The 18,890-nt window shown below is 65.6% G+C and carries 23 protein-coding genes; 14 read left to right on the top strand and 9 right to left on the bottom strand.

The window, feature by feature from the left end:
• Positions 1–52: 52 nt before the first annotated feature.
• Positions 53–1,033: a phosphomevalonate decarboxylase MvaD gene (gene mvaD / locus LT970_RS03945; protein ID WP_232688060.1), complete on the bottom strand. Its 981-nt coding sequence runs from the start codon at positions 1,031–1,033 to the stop codon at positions 53–55.
• Between the two features lie 272 nt (positions 1,034–1,305).
• Between mvaD and nth the strand changes: the two genes are divergently transcribed.
• Both nth and LT970_RS03955 read left to right on the top strand, forming a co-directional pair.
• Complete coding sequence (nth, locus tag LT970_RS03950) at positions 1,306–1,989, top strand: endonuclease III (protein WP_232688064.1); 684 nt, start codon at positions 1,306–1,308, stop codon at positions 1,987–1,989.
• 119 nt (positions 1,990–2,108) lie between these two features.
• Positions 2,109–2,753 carry an ArsR/SmtB family transcription factor gene (locus LT970_RS03955; protein WP_232688066.1) on the top strand — a complete coding sequence of 215 codons (645 nt, stop codon included), beginning with the start codon at positions 2,109–2,111 and terminating at the stop codon, positions 2,751–2,753.
• A 36-nt stretch (positions 2,754–2,789) separates the two neighbouring features.
• Here the strand turns inward: LT970_RS03955 and LT970_RS03960 are convergent, their stop codons facing one another.
• Positions 2,790–3,272, bottom strand: coding sequence for a DUF7321 family protein (locus tag LT970_RS03960; RefSeq protein ID WP_232688075.1), 483 nt, complete (start codon positions 3,270–3,272; stop codon positions 2,790–2,792).
• Positions 3,273–3,399: 127 nt separating this feature from the next.
• Here LT970_RS03960 and LT970_RS03965 point away from each other — a divergent pair, with 127 nt between their 5' ends.
• From LT970_RS03965 to LT970_RS04000, 8 genes are all read left to right on the top strand, one after another.
• Complete coding sequence (locus LT970_RS03965) at positions 3,400–4,317, top strand: DUF7319 domain-containing protein (protein ID WP_232688077.1); 918 nt, start codon at positions 3,400–3,402, stop codon at positions 4,315–4,317.
• 103 nt (positions 4,318–4,420) lie between these two features.
• Complete coding sequence (locus LT970_RS03970; protein WP_232688096.1) at positions 4,421–5,110, top strand: plastocyanin/azurin family copper-binding protein; 690 nt, start codon at positions 4,421–4,423, stop codon at positions 5,108–5,110.
• Positions 5,110–5,496, top strand: a complete 387-nt coding sequence (locus tag LT970_RS03975) for a DUF7318 family protein (protein WP_232688098.1) — start codon at positions 5,110–5,112, stop codon at positions 5,494–5,496. The genes LT970_RS03970 and LT970_RS03975 overlap by 1 nt, the downstream gene beginning before the upstream one ends.
• Before the next feature lie 2 nt (positions 5,497–5,498).
• Positions 5,499–6,338 carry a ubiquinol-cytochrome c reductase iron-sulfur subunit gene (locus LT970_RS03980; RefSeq protein WP_232688100.1) on the top strand — a complete coding sequence of 280 codons (840 nt, stop codon included), beginning with the start codon at positions 5,499–5,501 and terminating at the stop codon, positions 6,336–6,338.
• Position 6,339: 1 nt separating this feature from the next.
• Positions 6,340–7,152: a cytochrome b gene (locus tag LT970_RS03985; RefSeq protein ID WP_232688101.1), complete on the top strand. Its 813-nt coding sequence runs from the start codon at positions 6,340–6,342 to the stop codon at positions 7,150–7,152.
• A gap of 5 nt (positions 7,153–7,157) precedes the next feature.
• Positions 7,158–7,919: a cytochrome b family protein gene (locus tag LT970_RS03990; RefSeq protein ID WP_232688103.1), complete on the top strand. Its 762-nt coding sequence runs from the start codon at positions 7,158–7,160 to the stop codon at positions 7,917–7,919.
• A gap of 129 nt (positions 7,920–8,048) precedes the next feature.
• Positions 8,049–8,342, top strand: coding sequence for a DUF7315 family membrane protein (locus LT970_RS03995; RefSeq protein WP_232688106.1), 294 nt, complete (start codon positions 8,049–8,051; stop codon positions 8,340–8,342).
• The gene (locus LT970_RS04000; protein ID WP_232688108.1) at positions 8,335–8,595 is read left to right on the top strand and encodes a DUF7314 family protein; all 261 of its coding nucleotides are present in this window, start codon (positions 8,335–8,337) and stop codon (positions 8,593–8,595) included. The genes LT970_RS03995 and LT970_RS04000 overlap by 8 nt, the downstream gene beginning before the upstream one ends.
• A gap of 522 nt (positions 8,596–9,117) precedes the next feature.
• On the opposite strand, the gene LT970_RS04005 is transcribed toward LT970_RS04000, so the two are convergent.
• The 5 genes from LT970_RS04005 to LT970_RS04025 form a co-directional block, all read right to left on the bottom strand.
• Positions 9,118–9,555: a DUF7313 family protein gene (locus LT970_RS04005; protein ID WP_232688115.1), complete on the bottom strand. Its 438-nt coding sequence runs from the start codon at positions 9,553–9,555 to the stop codon at positions 9,118–9,120.
• 45 nt (positions 9,556–9,600) lie between these two features.
• On the bottom strand, positions 9,601–10,374 hold the full coding sequence (locus LT970_RS04010) for an NAD(+)/NADH kinase (RefSeq protein ID WP_232688117.1): 774 nt from the start codon (positions 10,372–10,374) through the stop codon (positions 9,601–9,603).
• Positions 10,375–10,601: 227 nt separating this feature from the next.
• On the bottom strand, positions 10,602–11,036 hold the full coding sequence (locus LT970_RS04015; protein ID WP_232688130.1) for a hypothetical protein: 435 nt from the start codon (positions 11,034–11,036) through the stop codon (positions 10,602–10,604).
• A 73-nt stretch (positions 11,037–11,109) separates the two neighbouring features.
• Positions 11,110–11,865 carry a DUF2797 domain-containing protein gene (locus LT970_RS04020; protein ID WP_232688139.1) on the bottom strand — a complete coding sequence of 252 codons (756 nt, stop codon included), beginning with the start codon at positions 11,863–11,865 and terminating at the stop codon, positions 11,110–11,112.
• Between the two features lie 125 nt (positions 11,866–11,990).
• Positions 11,991–12,542 carry a peroxidase-related enzyme gene (locus LT970_RS04025; protein ID WP_232688680.1) on the bottom strand — a complete coding sequence of 184 codons (552 nt, stop codon included), beginning with the start codon at positions 12,540–12,542 and terminating at the stop codon, positions 11,991–11,993.
• A 272-nt stretch (positions 12,543–12,814) separates the two neighbouring features.
• Here LT970_RS04025 and LT970_RS04030 point away from each other — a divergent pair, with 272 nt between their 5' ends.
• From LT970_RS04030 to LT970_RS04040, 3 genes are all read left to right on the top strand, one after another.
• Positions 12,815–13,510, top strand: a complete 696-nt coding sequence (locus LT970_RS04030; RefSeq protein ID WP_232688141.1) for a DUF7282 domain-containing protein — start codon at positions 12,815–12,817, stop codon at positions 13,508–13,510.
• 396 nt (positions 13,511–13,906) lie between these two features.
• A complete protein-coding gene (locus LT970_RS04035; RefSeq protein ID WP_232688149.1) occupies positions 13,907–15,739 on the top strand; it encodes an acyl-CoA carboxylase subunit beta in 1,833 nt (610 codons plus the stop codon).
• Between the two features lie 204 nt (positions 15,740–15,943).
• Positions 15,944–16,288, top strand: coding sequence for a DUF5658 family protein (locus tag LT970_RS04040; protein WP_232688152.1), 345 nt, complete (start codon positions 15,944–15,946; stop codon positions 16,286–16,288).
• Positions 16,289–16,513: 225 nt separating this feature from the next.
• Here LT970_RS04040 and LT970_RS04045 read toward each other — a convergent pair whose 3' ends face one another.
• The gene (locus LT970_RS04045) at positions 16,514–16,954 is read right to left on the bottom strand and encodes a DoxX family membrane protein (RefSeq protein WP_232688156.1); all 441 of its coding nucleotides are present in this window, start codon (positions 16,952–16,954) and stop codon (positions 16,514–16,516) included.
• 2 nt (positions 16,955–16,956) lie between these two features.
• The gene (locus LT970_RS04050) at positions 16,957–17,421 is read right to left on the bottom strand and encodes a MaoC family dehydratase (protein ID WP_232688176.1); all 465 of its coding nucleotides are present in this window, start codon (positions 17,419–17,421) and stop codon (positions 16,957–16,959) included.
• 528 nt (positions 17,422–17,949) lie between these two features.
• Between LT970_RS04050 and LT970_RS04055 the strand changes: the two genes are divergently transcribed.
• Positions 17,950–18,834, top strand: a complete 885-nt coding sequence (locus tag LT970_RS04055; protein ID WP_232688184.1) for an HpcH/HpaI aldolase/citrate lyase family protein — start codon at positions 17,950–17,952, stop codon at positions 18,832–18,834.
• Positions 18,835–18,890: the final 56 nt, after the last annotated feature.

Genomic DNA, 18,890 nt, shown 5'->3' on the forward strand with positions numbered 1-18,890 from the left:
GCCTGAAAACCGTATGCGCTCGGAGCGCGGTCCGTAGTCCGGGAGCGCCGGGTCAGAACAGTGACTCGCTCTCGTCGAGCACGTGGGCGGGGCCGCCGACCTCCCACACGCTGGTTTCGACGCCGCAGTCGGCGACCGCCTGTTCGACCTCGTCGACGTGTTCGGCGCGCGTGTTGACGTAGACGGTCGCGCCGGTGTCAGTGGAGAAGTACGCGGGAGTGCCGTTATCCTCGCGGAGCGCACGTACTGCATTGAAGATCTCGAGCGTGTCGGGCTTCCAGTACACCCAGCCGGCGGGTCCGGTCATGGTGGTCGCGGCGAGCGAGAGAGAGTCGTGTTCGGCGGTCTCGAACGCGCGGTCGAAGTCGCCCGCGCGGAGCGCGTCCTTCATCTCGGCGAGTTGGTCGTGGATGTGGGCCAGGCGGGCTTCGAACATGTGGCTGTCCTCGGCTTCCGCGTGGGCCTGTTCGGTCTCCTTGTACGCAGGGACTTTCCCGATGACGATACGGAGGTCCTCGGCGACGTCGTCGTCGACCGGGAGCCGTTCGCTCCGACAGTCCTCGTCGTTCAGTCCGGCGTAGAGGTCCGAAAAACCGCCGGTGACGGCGCGCGCCGCCGAGGAAGAGCCACGCCTGGCGATGGCCGACACCTCGGGGAGTGTCAGGGCGAGGCCGGCGGCTTCGACGCACGCGAGCGCGGCGGCCGCAAAGCCGGAGGAGGAAGACCCCAGGCCGATGTTCGACGGGAAGTTGTTCTCGCTCTCGAGGCGGACGCGGTGGTCGATGCCGGCGCGGCGGCGGACCTCGTCGACGACGCCGCGGATGCGTTCTGCGCCGCGACCAGTCTCCTCTTCGCCGCCGATCCGGTAGACGTCGACGTCGAGTTCGGGGTCGAACTCGGCCGTGGTGGTGGTGGCACTCGGCGCGGTGCAGACGCTGATGGAGTCGTGGTACGGGAGCCGGAGCTCCGCGTCCCGCATCCCGTGGTACTTGACGAGGCCCTGGATGGGGTGGGCCCTCGCGGTCGCTTTCATACCACGATGGGTGACTGTCGCGCGCTTAAACGTCCCGAATACGTGCTGGTAGCTGGTCGGTCTGTGACGCGAACTGCGTGAGTGGACCAGAGTGGGCTGACAGGCGACGCAGAGCGCGTCAGTGCAGTTGTCGCGGGGCGGTGCGTCGCGCTGACCGGAGTGTGACGCCCCGCGGTCGTAGTCAGGTCACAGCGGAGGGTGGTCGCGTTCTGGTACTTGAATGGTCGCCCGGTTCCGGTAGAGCGAAGGGCGGCGCGAGTGACGCTCGGTTCATGGGCACGCCGCTGGAGTCACGCGAAGAACAGGTCCGTGAGGTCATCGACCGGTTGAGCGAGACGTATCCGGAACCGGAGATCTCGCTGAACTTCTCGAATCGGCTCGAACTACTCATCGCGGTGATGCTCTCCGCGCAGTGCACCGACGAACGCGTGAACAAGGAGACGGCGGACCTCTTCGAGAAGTACCAGTCGGTGGAGGACTACGCGAACGCCGACGAGGACGAACTCTCGGAGGACATCGGCTCCATCACGTACCACAACAGCAAAGCGGGGTACATCAAGAACTCCGCGAGGACCATCGTGGAGGAACACGACGGTGAGGTGCCGGACACGATGGACGAGTTGACCGACCTCCAGGGCGTTGGTCGAAAGACGGCGAACGTCGTGCTCCAGCACGGCCACGACGTCACGGAGGGCATCGTCGTCGATACGCACGTCCAGCGCATCTCGCGACGACTCGGCATCACCGAGGAGAAACGCCCATCCGCCATCGAGGAGGACCTGATGCCGGTCGTGCCGCGTGAGCACTGGAAGAACTACACGCACTGGCTCATCGCCCACGGCCGGAACACCTGTACGGCGCGCAATCCGGACTGCTCGGACTGCGTGCTCGAGGACGTCTGTCCGTCCTCGAAACTCGACCACGACGTCGACCTGGCCGACGGCAGCGAGTGGTGACGTCGGTCGGCTGCGACGGAACATTGTGGTAAATCGCCGTTTTGCCCCGCTCCCTGAGAGTAAAGTCGACGTTTCACTCTTGGGGAGGGCTTTTGTGGTCGGTCGCCAATGGGAACTCGATGCCAGCGAATCGGCTGTTGCCGCTGCGTTCGTCCGTCGACAGAGGGGAGGGGGCGAACGTGGTGGGAATCCGGGAGGACGCTGCGGACGACGTCTTCGAAGCGCTGTCCGCGTCGACCGCGCGCGAGATACTCATGGCGCTGTACCAGGAACCGGACACAGCGTCGGGCGTCGCCGACGTCGTCGACACGTCCCTCCAGAACGCGACGTACCACCTCGAGAAACTGGTCGACGCGGAACTCGTGGAGGTGGCGGACACGTGGTACTCCGAACAGGGCCGCGAGATGAAGGTGTACGCGCCGGCGAACGAGTCCCTCGTCCTGTTCGCGTCGGACGAGGCGTCGAAGGCTTCGTTGAAGGACCGACTGCTCCGCGTGCTGGGTGCGGTCGGCGTGCTCGGTCTGGTGAGTATCGTCGTGCAGCGTCTCCTCGTAGGCCAACTCGGAAGAGCGTCCCAATCGGGGGAGACGGCGCAGCCATCGGCCAGCGGTGATACGTTCCAGATGACCACCGACGGAGCCGCCTCGGGCGCCACGGACGCCGCGGCGTCGGGCGTGGGCGTGCCGCCGGGAGCGGTGTTCTTCGCCGGCGGCCTGCTCGTGCTCACACTGGTGCTTGGGTACGCGTGGTGGCGCTCGCGGTAGGCCCACACCAATCACCACACGTGCGCCAACACTCGTTTAGACGAACTGGTATCGCAGGACGTACCGTGCGAGTCCGAGAACCCACGCGACGAGCCAGCAGACGACGTAGCCGGCGACGCCAGCGCGGAGACGGAGACGCCACGCGCTCATGTTCTCGTGGAGGTCGTCGATGTCGACGGACGGGTCGGGGTCGTGGTAGAGGTTGTACTCGCGTTTCGCGCGGAGAATCGGCACGATCCCGGTGAGCGCGAACACCAGCAGCGCGTACGCCTGCACGCCGAAGAACGCGTGGAGGACGGCGAACCCGCCGAGCTGGTCGAACAGCCGGGGGAGCATCCACGCGACGACCGGAATCGTGTTCAGCGCGAGTCCGGTGAAGATGAACTTGAGGTGGTGCGTGAGTACGCCCCAGGTGACCGTCTCGGTGTCGATGACGACCCACGCGCCGTAGATGTAGAACGGAAAGCTCGCGGTGACCATCGCAGCGGCGACTGTCGCGACGGCCACGTCTTCGACCATGACCCCGGCTTGGAACGGCACGACTAAACTGGTTCGGCTTTCCGTTCGCGCTCGCGTCGGCCAGACTCGTCGGGTCGGTCGCGGTCGGTCGGAAGAACTTACCCACTCGGCCCGCTACCCTCGCCCAATGACGGACTCCAGCCCCGACGAGGACGCCGCGTCCGCGTCGGAGGAACCGGAGCACGACGAGGCGGACCCCGCGAACGGCGTCGAGGACGATTCGACGATGCCCGAGGCCGACGCGGAGTCGGAATCGCAGTCCGCCGAGGACCTCCGGGAAGAGGTGGAGGAGGCCTACGACTTCGAGGAGTTCGGCCCGCGCGAGATGGACGAGATGTCGGCGGCGGAGTGGGAGGCCGCCTTCGACCCCGACACGTGGATCATCGGCGAAGACCTCCTCGACCGCGTGGAAGCGGATCTGCGGCACCGCGTGGCGACGCGGGACGTGTTCGCCGTCGTCGAGCGGACGACAATCGACAGTGAACCCGTCGTGTTGGCGTACTCCGACGAGGGGTACGCGGTCGTCTACCCGGACGGGAGCGTCGAGGGACGGGGAACCGTCCTGCGGGACGTCAAGCCGACAGTCGCGCTCTGCTCGATGGACGACTACGACACTCCCGAACCTCCCGAGGAAGCCGGACTGCCGGACCCCGCGGAGGTGCCCGAGGGGAGCGGTGGGTTCGGAACGACAGTCCTCCAGTACGTCGGCATCGCACAGGTCGCCGCAGGCGTGTTCCTGTTCCTCTCGCCGTTCACCTACGACCCACTGGTGCGGTCCTGTCCCCCGGTTCCGGGGTCGCCCGCACACGCGTGTACCATCGCCGGAACGACGCTCCGCCTCCATCCGCTCGGACAGTCCGCGGTCATCGCCGCGCTGGCGGGCGTCGGCTTCGTGCTGTTCGGCGCACTGATACTGCTCATCGTCGCCAACGCCCGCCTCTCGGACCGGTTCCGCTCCGAGCAGTTCCGGGAGCGTCTCCGTGCGGCGGGCGTCGACAGCGACGAGCGGCCGGCGTTCGTCCCCGAAACTGACGGGGACGAGTGAGAGCACAGCACAGTGTCAGCCCCCGAAGAACCCGAATACGGCGCTTCCTCCGGCGGGATGCCATCGGTGGGTTTATGCGGATGCCATCCTGATTTGGGACTGTATGAAGAGGCGGGACTTTCTGAAGATCGCGACCGGTTCGGCCGGCGGAGCCGCCGCCGTCGGCGCAGTCGGCGCGCGGTCGTCCTCGGCGTCCGCCGTCCTGCAGGAGGGAGACGGGAACAACACCACCTCCGGCAACGGCACGACGGGAGCGGCCGGTAACGGCACGGCCGGTAACGGGACGCAGTCGGGAGGCGGTGGTCTCCCGGGTGCGGGAACGACGAAGACCGTCGAGGTCGGACCGAACAACACCAACACGTTCGCACCCGAGACGGTGTACATCCGGCCCGGGGCGACCGTGAAGTGGGTGTGGAAGTCCCCGGGTCACAACGTCCACGCCCAGAAGGTTCCCGACGGTGCCAGCTGGGACGTCCAGACGAAGATCACCGAGACAGCGGATTTCACCTACTCGTACACCTTCGACGGTCCGAAGGGCGAGTACACGTACCAGTGTGACCCCCACGCAGGCATGGGGATGGTCGGGACTGTCGTCGTCAACGACTCCGGAGAAGCGCCCGGTGGCGGTGGCGGCGGGGAGTCCTCGCTCTCGCCACACGAGATGGGCGTCGCGTTCCAGGCCCACTACGTCGGTATCGCGACGATTCTGATGCTGCTCGTCTCGCTCGTCTACACGTTCTTCGTCGTGAAGTACGGTGAATCACAACACGCGAGCGCACCCAACAAACGATAATGTCATCGACTGGCAGCAACTACGGCGACATCCACCGATACGAACCGGCCAGGGAGAGCACGGCGGCCGCCATCGCCATCGTGTTGCTCACGCTCATCGAGGTCGTGTTCGTCGCGCTGTTCGCGTACGGTCTCGTGGCGGGATGGGGGTACGACCCGATCGGCAACATGTACCTCGGCTTCCTGCTCGCGGCGGTGTTCATCGACCTCTCGTTCATCCTCCTGCTCTACCGCAAGGAGTTCCTCCCGGACGTGATGATCGTGAAAAAGCGTCGTCGGAAGTGGGAGGACCTCTACGTCCGCGAGGACGAGGCCGATGGCGTCTCCGCGTTCGGTGACACGTTCGAACAGATGAAGAAGGCAGTGTACCCGTACTACAAACGATAACAATGGCTGAAGACGACAAATACCCGGAGAGTTCGGGACGGCGCAGGTTCGTGAAGGGCGTCGTCGGAAGCGCCGGCATGGCGGGCATCGGCGCGGCCGGTGCCGTTTCCGTATCCGGGCTCACGAATCCGACCGGACAGGGTGGCGGACAGACGACGTACTTCGGTGTCGAGAACACCGACGGGCCCGCGCCTCGCGCGATGCCGATGATCCCCATCGAGATCGACGACCAGGGATACATCAAGGGGCGCTACCCGGAGACCAAGGAGATTCAGCGGCAGGGACAGACGGTGACCGTCGCCCGAATGGATCTCGGCGGCATCACCTACGAGGTCGACTGGTTCCAGTACTGCGGCGTTCAGGACTACCAGGGCCTCGACCCGGACTACGAGGGCGACAACTACTTCCGATACACGGGCGGTCCGAGTTCCTACGACTGGCAACCGTCGTCGGGCCGCGTAAACGTCAGCGACTTCGAGAACTACGAGACGTGGACGAACGGCATCGGGCCGTCCGGCATCGGGAAGCCCGCGATGGCATCGTGGCGCTCCCAGGACACGAACGACACGATCCCGGTTCAGATCATTCGGAGCACGCGGATTCAGGAGAAACTGGAGACCGAGACCGGGCCCGCCATCGACTGGCTGAAGGCCGCGACCCAGGACGGGTTCATGGCCATCCTGAACAAGTGCACGCACTTCTGTTGCGTTCCGGGCTTCCGGAGTTCCACCTACGGGGACGCGGGCAACCGCATCTACTGTCCGTGCCACCAGTCGATTTACAACCCGTTCAGCATCGTGAAGCGACGGTTCACGGCGTTCCCACGCCCGGAGGACAGCTAGTATGAGCATCGAACGAAAGGACGAACACGACCACGAGGCCTGGATCGAGGAGAAGGACCTGACGCCCGTGGAGTCGGCGTTCCTCACGGTGCTCGTCTGGTTCGACAAGCGCCTCCGCATCGTGGACTATCTGGAGCTCCTAGAGACCCTCTACTACCGGGTCAACCTCCAGATGCCCAAGAGCCACACCGAACAGTACAACCTCGACAACAAGTTCTGGTACTGGTATCCGCTGTACTCGCTCGGGTTCTTCTCGACGCTCGCGTACGTCGTCGCCGCGATATCCGGCGCACTCCTCGGGTTCTACTACGCGCCGTCGAGTGCGGCAGGCGCGTGTGGTATCGAGAACGCGACGGTGGCGTACTGTTCGGTCGCCAGCATCATGACCGACCTGAACTTCGGGTACATGCTCCGGTCGATACACCGGTGGTCCGCACAGGTCATGACGGCCGCCGTCTTCCTGCACATGCTCCGCGTCTACTTCACCGGCGCGTACAAGGAGCCCCGGGAGGTCAACTGGCTCATCGGCATCATCCTGCTTAGCCTCACGATGGTGTTCGGGTACACGGGCTACCTGCTCCCCTGGGACCAGCTCTCGTTCTGGGCGGGCCAGATCGGCGTCGAGATGAGTCTCTCGATTCCGCTCGTCGGCGAGTGGGTCGCACAACTCGTGTTCGGCGGCTTCTCGCTCGGACAGGCGACGCTGCAACGCATGTACATCCTTCACGTGTTCCTGCTCCCGTTCGTGGTGACGACGGTCATCGCCGTCCACCTCGGACTGGTCTGGATGCAGGGCATCGCTGAACCCCACTGAGAACAATGCCAGACGAACCAAACAACGACGACGTTCAGACGGACGGGACGGGTATCGTGCCGCCGGACGACGAGACGCCGACGTGGCGCGAGCGCAAGGAACGCACGACGGGGCTCTCCCGGCTGACCTACGAGTACTTCGAGCGCTCCCGGCGCGAAGATCAGGACCTCCGCGAGGAGTCCGACTACGTCGAACGCGACGTGCTCGCGTTCCCCACCTGGCCCCACGAACTCATCCGGAACCTCGCGCTGACGTGTTTCTTCGTCGGGATGACGTTCTTCCTGGCGGCGACGCTCCCGCCACACCTCGCGGCGGCCGCCAACTCCAGTCAGACGCCGGCGATCATCCTGCCGGACTGGTATCTGTACTGGTCGTTCGGCCTGCTGAAACTCGGCCCGCTGAACCCGAATATCGCCATCCTCGGCGGCGAGAAGCTGATGGCCGACCGCACGTACGGCGTGCTCGCCAACGTCGTGGTCGTCGGATTCATCGCGATCGTGCCGTTCCTCAACAAGGGGAGCGCACGCCGCCCCGTCGAACAGCCCTTCTGGGCGTCCATCGGCGTCATGGGTGTCGTGTTCGCGCTCTTCATCAGCGCGCTGTCCATCAAGAACCTCACCCCCGTCGACCCCCACCTGCTGTTCGACATGACGTTCCTCGTGCCACCGGTCGCGGGCGCCGTCGCGTACGCCGTCTTCAAAACCATGCGCGAGGGCTACATGTACGACCTCAACCGTCGGTACTACAAACTCCGCCCGCCGAGGTAGCGTCTCCCGCCGACTTCGACCAACGTTCTCAGTTCTTCTCCACGTCCAAACGCGCTCACAGCAGCGCACTCGCTGTCTCGCACGCGCCGACCGCGGAAGTCAAGTACCGGCCGGGCGTTCTCGTAGACGATGAGTGACGACGAGCGCGGCCGCGAGGTCGTCGTGCCCGAACGCCTCTACAAGTCCGTCACGGTGTTCTCCACGCTGTTCGCTGTGGTGACGGTGGTGCTCGGGTTCGTCTCGCTCGACCAGGCCACGAACTCCGGGCGCGCCGCCGCGAGCGAGGTGAGCGTCCCGCTCGCCGTGCTCGGGGTCGGGTTCATCGCCGCCGGCGGACTGGTGTACGCGTTCGCGTCCCGGTTCCGCGCTCGCGGAATGGTAAAGGATAAAGACAGCGACGACGAATCCACGGACAATGGCTGACGAGTTCGCAAAAGGGCTTGGCCTCCTCACCGGCGCAGGTCTGATCTGGATGGTGCTCGCGGGCTGGTATCGGACGCCCTCGTTCAGCGGCAAGCAACTGATCGCGCCGGTTCCGAGTAACCTCACGATGTACGACCAACTCGCAGTGCAGTTGATGTACACGATGTTCTGGCTCGCGCTATTCGGCGCGCTGTTCTTCTGGGTCGTCGTTCCGGTGGGCCGAGAACTGTACGCGCGGGCCGCCGGCGAGTAACTCCAGTATCGACGCGAATCCTGGTTTTCGCGAACGGGTGTCGACGTAGTCGTCGAAACAGTCGACAGCCTGGCTTCCGACAGTCGCCCACTCGTTCGTGACGGGCTGTCTCTCGGTCTCGAGTCACAGGTGGCTGCGACCTCACGGCGTCGATGGCGCGCTATCGCCGGTGGCTGTCACGGAGCGCTGTTCACTGTGGCCTTCCAGAGATTCCCGAAGGTCCCGGCAACTTCGCTACGGCGCGTGACTGACGGAATCGATTGGGACACCACATTCGAGTACGGCTACGCGTTGCCAGTAAGCCGAGCGAGTGCTCGAACACGTAGCAGGTGCGTCTGGACGGCGGGAGCGTGACGGAGAAGTCGCCGGGCGCTGGCCGATAGAGCCGTGGCGGAGAGTGCGGGCGACAGAAGAACGTAGCGGAGAGCGCGGGCAGCAGAAGAACGCAGCGGAGAGCGACGGCGACAGAAGCGACGTGACGAGAATCGTATCGAGTGCGACGACGGACCGACGCGAGGAGCCTCAGACGACCTGAGACCAGTACGGCTTGAGGAGGAAGAACACGCTCAGATAGCCGACGTAGAGGAGCATGAACGTCGCCGCGACGATGGCGCCCTTCGGCGATTCGAGGGGCTCCCCCTCGCGGATCTCGACCTTGCGCGCCTCGAACTCGAAGAAGTCGGCGAGGAACGTCGAGAGCGCGAGAATCGAGACCACGATGCCGGCGTGGTGGTGGAGCGTGAGGTAGTAGAAACTCAGCAACACCAGCCCCCACGACGTGAACGAGTGGAAGAAGTGCCGGGTGAGTTCCTCGTCGTTCTCGGCCTGTCGCCTGTGGGCGCGGTGTGCGACGTACCGGCTGACGAAGTTCAGCACGACCAGCGCGAGTAGCGCGTACTCGACGTACGGGGCGAGCAGCGTGTCGACTGGCCCGAAGAGCGTGACCGATAGGTCTGCCATGTCCGTTGGTGGGTGTGTCGCGGTATTATGTCTTTTCCAATGCGCTCAGCTCTCGAACGATGGAGCACTCCGCGAGTCGGGCACCACAGCGATGGAGGTCGGTGCTCCCCACTCCAGTTCGAGTGGTTCGCGCGCTGGAACGGCACCACACTCCCGTCCGTCCACGAACAGGCTGACGTCGGATACGTTCCGCGTGACCGTACACTCCACGGGCAGGTCGAGCACCCAGGACGTTTGCTCCACGCGAAACGGCGCGATTGGCACGACGGCGACCGAGTCGGCCCCGCCCTGCAGGAGCGGTCCGCCCGCGGCGGCCGCGTAGCCGTGGCTTCCCGCGGGCGTCGCCGCGACCACGCCGTCCGCCCGAACCTGGTCGACGTGCTCGCCATCCCCTCGGACCGCGAACTCCGAGATCTTCCCCGGGTGTGTGGTCACGAGCGTCGCGTCAGCGAGCGCACGGTGCTCGCCGGTCGGCGCACTGACTGCGAGCGTCGGTCGGTCACGGATCTCGTACTCACCGCCCGCGAGCGCGGCGAGCGCGCGGCGGAGCCCCTCACGGAGGACACCGCCGTACTCCTCGCCAGCAGCGACGGGGAGTACGGGGGCGTCGACGCGGGCGGCGACGACGTCGAGTAGCGCGTCCTCACCGAGTGCGACGAGAACGTCGACACCCTCGTCGTCCGCGTCGGTCGGAGTGTCGCCGGTCGCTTTGCCCTCGAGTGCCTCGTCGCCGACGACGGGGTCGGCGTCGAACTCGCGCAGGATGCCGGCGGCGTCTTCCGCGCCGGGTCCGAGTACGCCGACGCGCGTCAGCGCCACCACCACCGGAAGGGCGTCTCACTCATCGTCACGACAGCGGACGGGCAGTCGCAAAAAGGCTACGGGCTACGACAGGAGCGGGTCGGTGTACCGTCGGGAACAGACTTTCCGACCGCTCTGTTCTGGGTGTTCACAGAAGCGTGGCAGTGTGCTCCAGACGGGACTTCCTGACGAGTCTCGAGTGCTACGAGTCCCGTCCTGGGAAACAAAGCAGAGAATCTCGTTCGCTACTTGTCTTCCAGCGCTTCCGCGATGCGGTCGAGTTTGTTGTTCGTGCGCTCGACTTCTTTCCGGAGCTGTTCGAGTTCGCGTTCGACCTTCTCGCTGGTACCCCCCGATTCGTCGCGGCCGCCGGGACCGCCGCCCATGCCGCCGGGGCCGCCACCGCCGCCGCCCATCATGCCGCCCATCATCTGCGCGAACGGATTGCCGCCACCGCCGCCGCCCATGCCGCCTGGGCCGCCACCGCCGCCGCCCATCTCCTTCATGCGCTCCCGGGGGTCCTGGCCCTCGCCTTCCTCTCGTTCCTGCGCGCGCTCCTCGCGGATCTCCTTGACGCGCTCTCGGAAGGACTTCTCCTCGCCGTTCTCCCCTTCCGTGTCTGTCGACGCTGTCTCCTCCGGCTCCGCGGACTCGTCGGTCTCGGGTTCGTCGTCTGCCATGCCCTCAGGTTGGCCGCCCGCACTGAAAAAACCGGCTCTTCGCTCACCGACAGCGGGCGGTCAGCGGACTCGCTCAGAACGCGCCGAGACTCGACTGCACGTCCCGCTCGCTGGCCTCCTCGCGCACGTCGTGGCCGACGAGGTCGCGCATGTCGACGGCGTACGCCGTCCCGCGGCGTTCGAGCAGGAGAACGCGCCCCTTCGTCCCGAGCACTGTTCCGGTAGCCATCGTCTCCGCGACAGGTCGGCGGTCGAAGTCGAGTCCGTAGTCGAAGTCGAACGTCTCGATGGGGTCGAACTCCTCGAGGAGTTCCTCCCACGCTGCGTCGTCGACGCCGTCGTTCAGGCCACGAATCTTCGTCGGCACGCGCACGCGGTCGGTGAGTTTCTCCGCGATGTCGGCCTCGATTTGCCGGGCTTTCCGCCCGTTCTCGACGGTCCGGAGGTGGGCCGCGCGGTCAGCGCCCTGTTCCCGGAGTCGGGTGTCGAGGCGCCACGACCGCGTGACGCCGACCTTGAACACGTCCGGGGCGAACGCCGCGAGGTAGACGGCGTGTTCCTCGTGGCACGTCTCCAGTGGCATCGTACAGCTTCCAGTGCAGCGCGCACACGGCCACACCGACGTGTGTTCCCGGCAGTACGGCGCCTTCTCGTTCAGGCACGGTTCGTGGGCGCGGTCGTCCGTCGTCCCCGCGCAGTGGCGGTCGCCGAGTGCGTACGTCACCTCGGCTCCGGGCGTGAGTTCGACGCGCTCGACGGTCCCGTCGGTGGCGACTCTGAGCGCGGCCGGGCCGTCGCCCGGTGTCGTTTCGTACCCGACGACTTGCACGCAGACGGGTACGCCCCTCCCCGGTAAAGCGGTGGCGTTTGACCGAGTGGTGTTCAGGGGCGATTGGTCGAGTCGTGTTCGAGGACGATTGACCGAGTCCCGTCTCCGAGATGGACGCTGTCTGCCTACCGCCCCATCTCGTAGAACTCGTCGTTCGGGCGCATGTCCGCGAGCGCCGCCATCCGGTTCGAGAGGTTGAAGAAGGCGGTGACGGCGCCGACGTCCCAGATCTCCTCCTCCGAGAATCCGGCGTCCCGGAGTTGCTCTAAGTCGTCGTCGGTGATCCGCTCGGGCGACTCCGTGAGTTTCACCGCGAAGTCGAGCATCGCCCGGTGTTCGGCAGAGACGTCGGCCTGGCGGTGGTTGGTGGCGAGCTGGTCGGCGAGTTTCGGCGCTTCGGCGTAGATGCGACAGAGTGCGCCGTGGGCGACCACGCAGTAGAGGCAGTCGTTTACGCCGCTCGTCGCCACGACGAGCATCTCGACCTCCTCGCGTGCGAGCGGGGTGTCCTCGACGAGCGCGTCGTAGTACGCGAAGAACGCCCGGAAGTGACTCGGCTTGTACGCGTACGCGCTGAAGACGTTCGGCGTGAAGCCGGCGCGCTCGGTCTCCTCTGTGATTCTGTCCTGAAGGTCGTCCGGAACGTCCTCGACGTCTGGGACTGGAAATCGCCCCATTGCGTCGTCCCGGATGGTTGTGTCGTCGGTCACGTTCCAGTGCTCGACGCCCGACTTCAAGTCCGTTGTGTCGACAATCCGTCAGTTCACTACCGTTCGTGTCACTCGTTAGCGATGTTCGTGGCCTTCGTGTCGTCCACAGGTACGCTCCGTATACAATCGGATAACTCGGTATTACTCGGCGCTCGAGGCGTGAAACGTCCGAAAACGTCTCGGTCCCTTTTCTACTTCTCGACAGTATCGTCTACCACCCCAATCGGGGGTAGACAACTATGACACGAACGAAGATGCTTGCGGTGGTCGGCGTCGTACTACTCGTCGCCTTCGCAGGCTGTGGAGGAACGAACCCCGAGAACGTGACCGAACCTACGGATGGCGGCGCTGTCGACGGTGATACGACGGCTGGTGAGGAGACGACGACCGCGGAAGAGACCACGGCTGGAGAGGAGACGACCGAGGCTGGCGTCGGTGGCAACATGACTACCGATGAAGGGAACATGACCACCGGCGAGGAGAACATGACGACCGGTGAAGGGAACACGACGGGTGGCGCGGGCAACGCCTCGGCCGCGAACGTTACGTTCATGAACCAGACCTCGAACGGGTCGGCAGTCGTCGTGGCGAACGTGACGCTCCCGAGCGGCGGGTTCGTCGCTGTCCACAACGTCTCCGAGAGTGGGCAGGTTCGTGACGTCGTCGCGAACACCACCTATCTCGAGGCTGGCATGCACGAGAACGTCACTGTGACGTTCACGAACTACACCATCTCGAACGAAACCACCTTCGCGGTGATGCTGTACCAGGACACCAACAACAACCAGATGCTGGACTACCCCGACGCCGACAGTCTGTACATGGTTGATGGTGAGCCCGTGGTTGCGAACGCGACGGTGACCGTCTCGGCGACCACCAACGGGACGACGACCGGGACGACGACCGGAAACACCACCGAGACGACTTCGAGTTAGCGCCGGACTCAGCGACAGCCGGCACGCGGACGAACGAGCGATAGTGCGGACGAACGAATGATAGCGCGGACGAACCAGTGGTAGCGGGCACGCACGTCCGGGCCGCACACTCGATGCGGCCGGTGTCGAGCCGTGCGTCTGCGGGTAGTCTCTTCTTTCAGTTGCCCCGAACTGTCCGGTAGACGCGCCACAGCAGGTACGCGAGCGCGACGCCGACGGCCAGCAGGAGTGCCGAGAGCAGCGCCACGAACGCCGACAACTGAGCGAGCGCGAACACGAACGCTGGTACGCGGTGCTGACGGTAAGTGTTGTCCCGGCGTGAGGGAGCGCTGACAGCACGTGTCCCCCCCGGAACAAAGGGAAAGTTGTTTGCAATCGCCCGAGGCACTCCGAACCATGAAAGTGCGCATCGGTGGTGGCGCGTCAGTCGAGGAGGCGGAAGCGGTCGCCGCCGCACTGGCAGAGCACGTCGCAGACGACGTCGAGGTGTATCTCGGGGAGGCGGCGGAACCGGCGGCGGTCCACGACGCGCCCGAGGACGCGGCCCCGGAATCGGCCGAGGAGCCGGAGTCCGAACTCGGGCCGACGGAACGCGAGGAGCGACTCCGCGAGGAGATCCAGGACATCCTCTCCGGCGGCCCGGAGAAGTACAAGGACCGACTGCCCGACCAGGATAAACTGTTCGTCCGCGACCGCATCGACCTCTGGTTCGGTGACGACGAATCCGCGGCGACGGACGCCGAATCGGAGGCTGACGGTGTCGAGGAGACGGACTCGGACACCGACGACCCGCTCCTGTTCGAGGACGGGAAGTTCGCGCACTTCGACTCGTGGCACCCGAACAGCCCCGACGTCGAGGAGTCGGACGAGAACAATCGCCTGCCTGCCGACGGTCTCATCACGGGCGCGGCGGAGTTCGACGGTCGAGACGTCCACTTCATGGCGAACGACTTCACCGTGAAGGCGGGGTCGATGGCCGAACACGGCGTCGAGAAGTTCCTTCGGATGCAACAGCGCGCGCTCAAGACCGGGAAACCCGTGCTCTACCTGATGGACTCCTCCGGGGGTCGCATCGACCAGCAGACCGGCTTCTTCGCGAACCGCGAGGGCATCGGGAAGTACTACTTCAACCACTCCCGCCTCTCCGGCCGCGTCCCACAGATCTGCGTGCTGTACGGCCCCTGTATCGCTGGTGCGGCGTACACGCCGGTGTTCGCGGACTTCACCGTGATGGTCGAGGGGATGAGCGCGATGGCCATCGCGTCCCCGCGCATGGTGAAGATGGTGACCGGCGAGGAGATCGAGATGCAGGACCTCGGCGGCCCCGAAGTGCACGCCCGAGAGTCTGGGAGCGCCGACCTCGTGGCGCGCGACGAAGAGCACGCCCGCGAACTCGTCGCGAACCTCGTCGAGTACCTCCCAGACAACAGCGACGAGAAGCCCCCGAGCCAGCCGTCGAAACCGCCCGCGAAGTCACCTGAGGGCATCGACGGTCTGATTCCGGAGGCTCCGAATCGCGCCTACGACATGCACGACCTGATCGACCGCGTGGTCGACGCCGACTCCTTCTTCGAACTCCAGCCCGAGTACGGGAAGGAGATCATCACCGGATACGCGCGCATCGACGGGCGCACGGTCGGCATCGTCGCCAACCAGCCCGCACAGCGCGCTGGTGCTATCTTCCCGGACGCCGCGGAGAAGGCCGCGGAGTTCGTCTGGAAGTCGGACGCCTACAACATCCCCCTCCTCTATCTCTGCGACACGCCCGGATTCATGGCCGGCAGCCAGGTGGAGAAGGACGCCATCCTGGAGAAGGGCAAGAAGATGATCTACGCGACGAGCGAGGCCACCGTTCCGAAGCAGTCCGTGGTCGTGCGGAAGGCCTACGGCGCGGGCATCTACGCGATGTCCGGCCCGGCCTACGACCCCGAGTCCGTCATCGGGCTTCCCTCCGGTGAAATCGGCATCATGGGCCCAGAGGCCGCCATCAACGCGGTGTACGCGAACAAACTCAACGACATCGAGGACCCCGAGGAACGCGAGGAACGCGAACAGGAACTCCGCGAGGAGTACCGCGAGGACATCGACATCCATCGGATGGCGAGTGAGGTCGTCGTCGACGAGATTGTGGCGCCCTCGGACCTCCGGGGCGAACTATCGAACCGCTTTGCGTTCTACGAGGACGTCGAGAAGGACCGGCCGTCGAAGAAACACGGCACCATTCTCTGATGCGGCGGGTCACCATCCGCTGAGCCAGCAGGGAACGGAAGCCGCGTCCGCTTCTTGTCGGTGACTGTTCTCCACGCAGTTCGTAACTGTCGCCGACCTCGTAACTGTCGCCGACCTCGTAAGCCGACCCTACGGCGCGTAATAACTGTCCTTCCGTGGCGTAGCCGGCCTGTAACAAATCCACCGGCAGTCGTCGGGTTGCTCGTGGCTTCTCGAACGCAACGCACCCACCGACCGACGCTCGACGTCTCCCCGAGGGAGGCGAGACTCTGGGCGGTTGCTTTCGCGGCGCTTCTCGGGGATCTCGTCCTCACGTACTACGGCATCGCCCACATCGGCCTCCAGGAAGGGAACCCTATCGCGGCGTCGGTGCTCGCTGGCCACGGATACGCGGGTCTCGCCGCCGTGAAACTGGTGGCGTTCGGTGTCGGCGTCGCGGGTCGACAGATCGTGCCTCCCGCTTACCGGTGGGTCGCACCGTGTTGTCTTGCGGTGCCGTGGCTGCTCGCCGTCGCCGTGAACGCGGTGCTCATCGCCGGCACGATGTAGCGAGTGCGACGCACTCGTTGGCCCACGCCTCGCGCGTAGGGAAAACGCGGGCCGGGTCGAAGCGATACTGGGGGTCGATGTCGTAGCGTGTGTCGTGCATGTGTGACCATCCGGTGGTCTGGTGACTGGTCGGTGGTTGGTGGGCGGGTCGAACAGAACGCGACGACTCAGTCGAGCACGAGTGAGGGTCACCGCAGGCGGACAAAAAGCATCGCGCGTGTGCGACTACTCGCCGGGGTCGGGCCGCAGTTCGGCGGCGAGTACGGCCCACGCGAGACCCGCGAGTCCGACGTCGCGCGCCAGCACATCGCCGAACGCTCCCCCGGTCGCCCAGACGACTGCGAGGTAGCCAACCGTCGCTGTCAGCGACACGGCGGCGACGAACGACGCGAATACTGTGTACCGGTCCGCGAGCAGCGCCGCGCCAAATGCGAGTTCGAGGTAGCCGTTCGCGAGCATGAACACGGTGGGCGACACGACGAGCCACGGCGCGAGCCAGTCCGTGACGTACACCGTCCACGCGCCCGGGTCGAGGAGTTTGTGCGCGCCAGCGGCGACCAGCATCGCGCCGAGTGCCCAGCGCGCGAGCGTGGCTGGCCTGGGGCCGCTCGCTGCGACCCTGCCCGCCTCGACGCCGGTGGTGTCGATGCGGTCCCGGAGTGGCACTGTCAGTCCTCGGCGTGTTCGCGCTTCAGCGAGAGAATCGTGCGCTCGAACTCACAGACCAGTTCGTCCTCGCGGTTGACGGCAAAGGCCTCGACGCGCATCGTGACGACGCCGCGCTCGCCGTCGCTCGTCTCGCGCTTGTCGGTGACGGTGGACTGCGCGCGGATGGTGTCGCCGTGGAACACTGGAGCAGGGTGCTCGACGTCGTCGTAGGAGAGGTTCGCGACGATGGTGCCGTCCGTCGTATCCGGAATGGTGAGTCCGACAGCGAGACTCAGCGTGTAGAGACCGTTGACGAGGCGCTCCCCGAACTGGGTGTCGGCGGCGAACTCCGCGTCCAGGTGGAGTGGCTGCTGGTTCATCGTCATGTCGCAGAACGCCTGGTTGTCGGACTCACTGACGGTGCGACGCTTCCCGTGCTCGATGGTCTCCCCGACCTTGAACTCCTCGTAGTACAGCCCGGTCATGTTCGTGGCGTTGGCTGGGTTCGCCAAAATGGCTCCGGTACTCCGTGTTGGTGGTGTTTGGTTGAGTGAGATACGTTCCCTGGGGGTTCGAGGCCACCCGGGCCGCACTGGCTGTAGACGACATAGTCACTCCCACCAACATCCAGAAAGCCCCGGTCGTCTCGACTCGGGAGGTTCGCTGTGCTCCTCGGCCTTCGGCCTGCGGTGCTTGCTTCACCTGCCTTCGTCGAGACGACCGCCCCTTTCAGTCCCATCCTGCTGGTTGACCAACCGGCATCGGGTGGGACTGAAAGGGGCGGGGCGCTCGCGCTTGCCTGTTCGCTCGCGACGTAAGCACCGCAACGTAGTGAGGAGCGCAACGAGCGAGCGGACGCGAGCGCCCCGGGGCTTTCTGGGTGGTAATAGAGGTGGTTCGATATCCTCCAGCAGAGGCTTTCTGGGTGTTCTCGAAGACCGCTTCCCAGAACTCGTCGATACATACACTTCCATCCGGAAACCTACAAGGCGACTGGCACACACGCTTCCGATATGGCCAGACGAAGCGTGTTGTTTTCGCCGGGGGACCGCCCGGAGATGCTGCGGAAGGCGCCCGGGACGGGCGCTGACGTCGTGGTGTTCGACCTGGAAGACGCCGTCGCACCCGAGCGAAAGGACGAGGCGCGGCAGAGCGTCCGGGAGGTCGTTTCGGACCCCGATTTCGACCCGGACTGTGAGGTGTGCGTGCGCGTCAACCCCGTCGGCTCCGGGGCGGGCGACGACGTGGAGAGTGCGTTGGCGGGCGCGGGCGACGGTGGCGGTGTCCGTGTCGATTCCGTGATGCTGCCGAAGGCGTCGGCAGGCGACGACGTGAACACGCTCGCGCGATTGCTCGCGGAGCAGGACCTTAACGCTCCGGTGCTCGCGCTCGTGGAGTCCGCGCGGGGTGTGTTGAACGCCGCCGAGATCGCGAACGTCGAGGCGACCGACGCGCTCGTGTTCGGCGCGGAGGACCTGTCGGCGGACATCGGCGCGACGAGGACGGACGAGGGGACGGAAGTCCTCCACGCCCGCGAGCACGTCGTGCTGGCGGCGAGTGCGGCGGACGTGGACGCCATCGACACCGTCTACACGGACATCGAGGACACCGACGGACTCGCCGACGAGACGCGCTTCGCCGCGCAGTTGGGCTACGACGGGAAGATGGCCATCCACCCCGCGCAGGTCACGCCTATCAACGACGCGTTCACGCCCGACCCCGAGGACGTGGAGTGGGCCGAGCGCGTGCTGAACGCGAAGCGCGAAGCGGACGCCGAGGGCAGGGGCGTGTTCCGCGTCGACGGTGAGATGGTCGACGCGCCCCTCGTCGCACAGGCCGAGCGCATTGTCGCGCGGGCCGAGGCAGCCGACGATGCTGACGCCGACGGAGGCAACTGACGCCACCGGTCGACGATTCGGCTGCTCCGTCACCGGTACTGACCGACGGAGTATAT

It is taken from the genome of Halobacterium zhouii (assembly GCF_021249405.1).
GTDB classification, from domain to species: Archaea; Halobacteriota; Halobacteria; order Halobacteriales; family Halobacteriaceae; genus Halobacterium; species Halobacterium zhouii.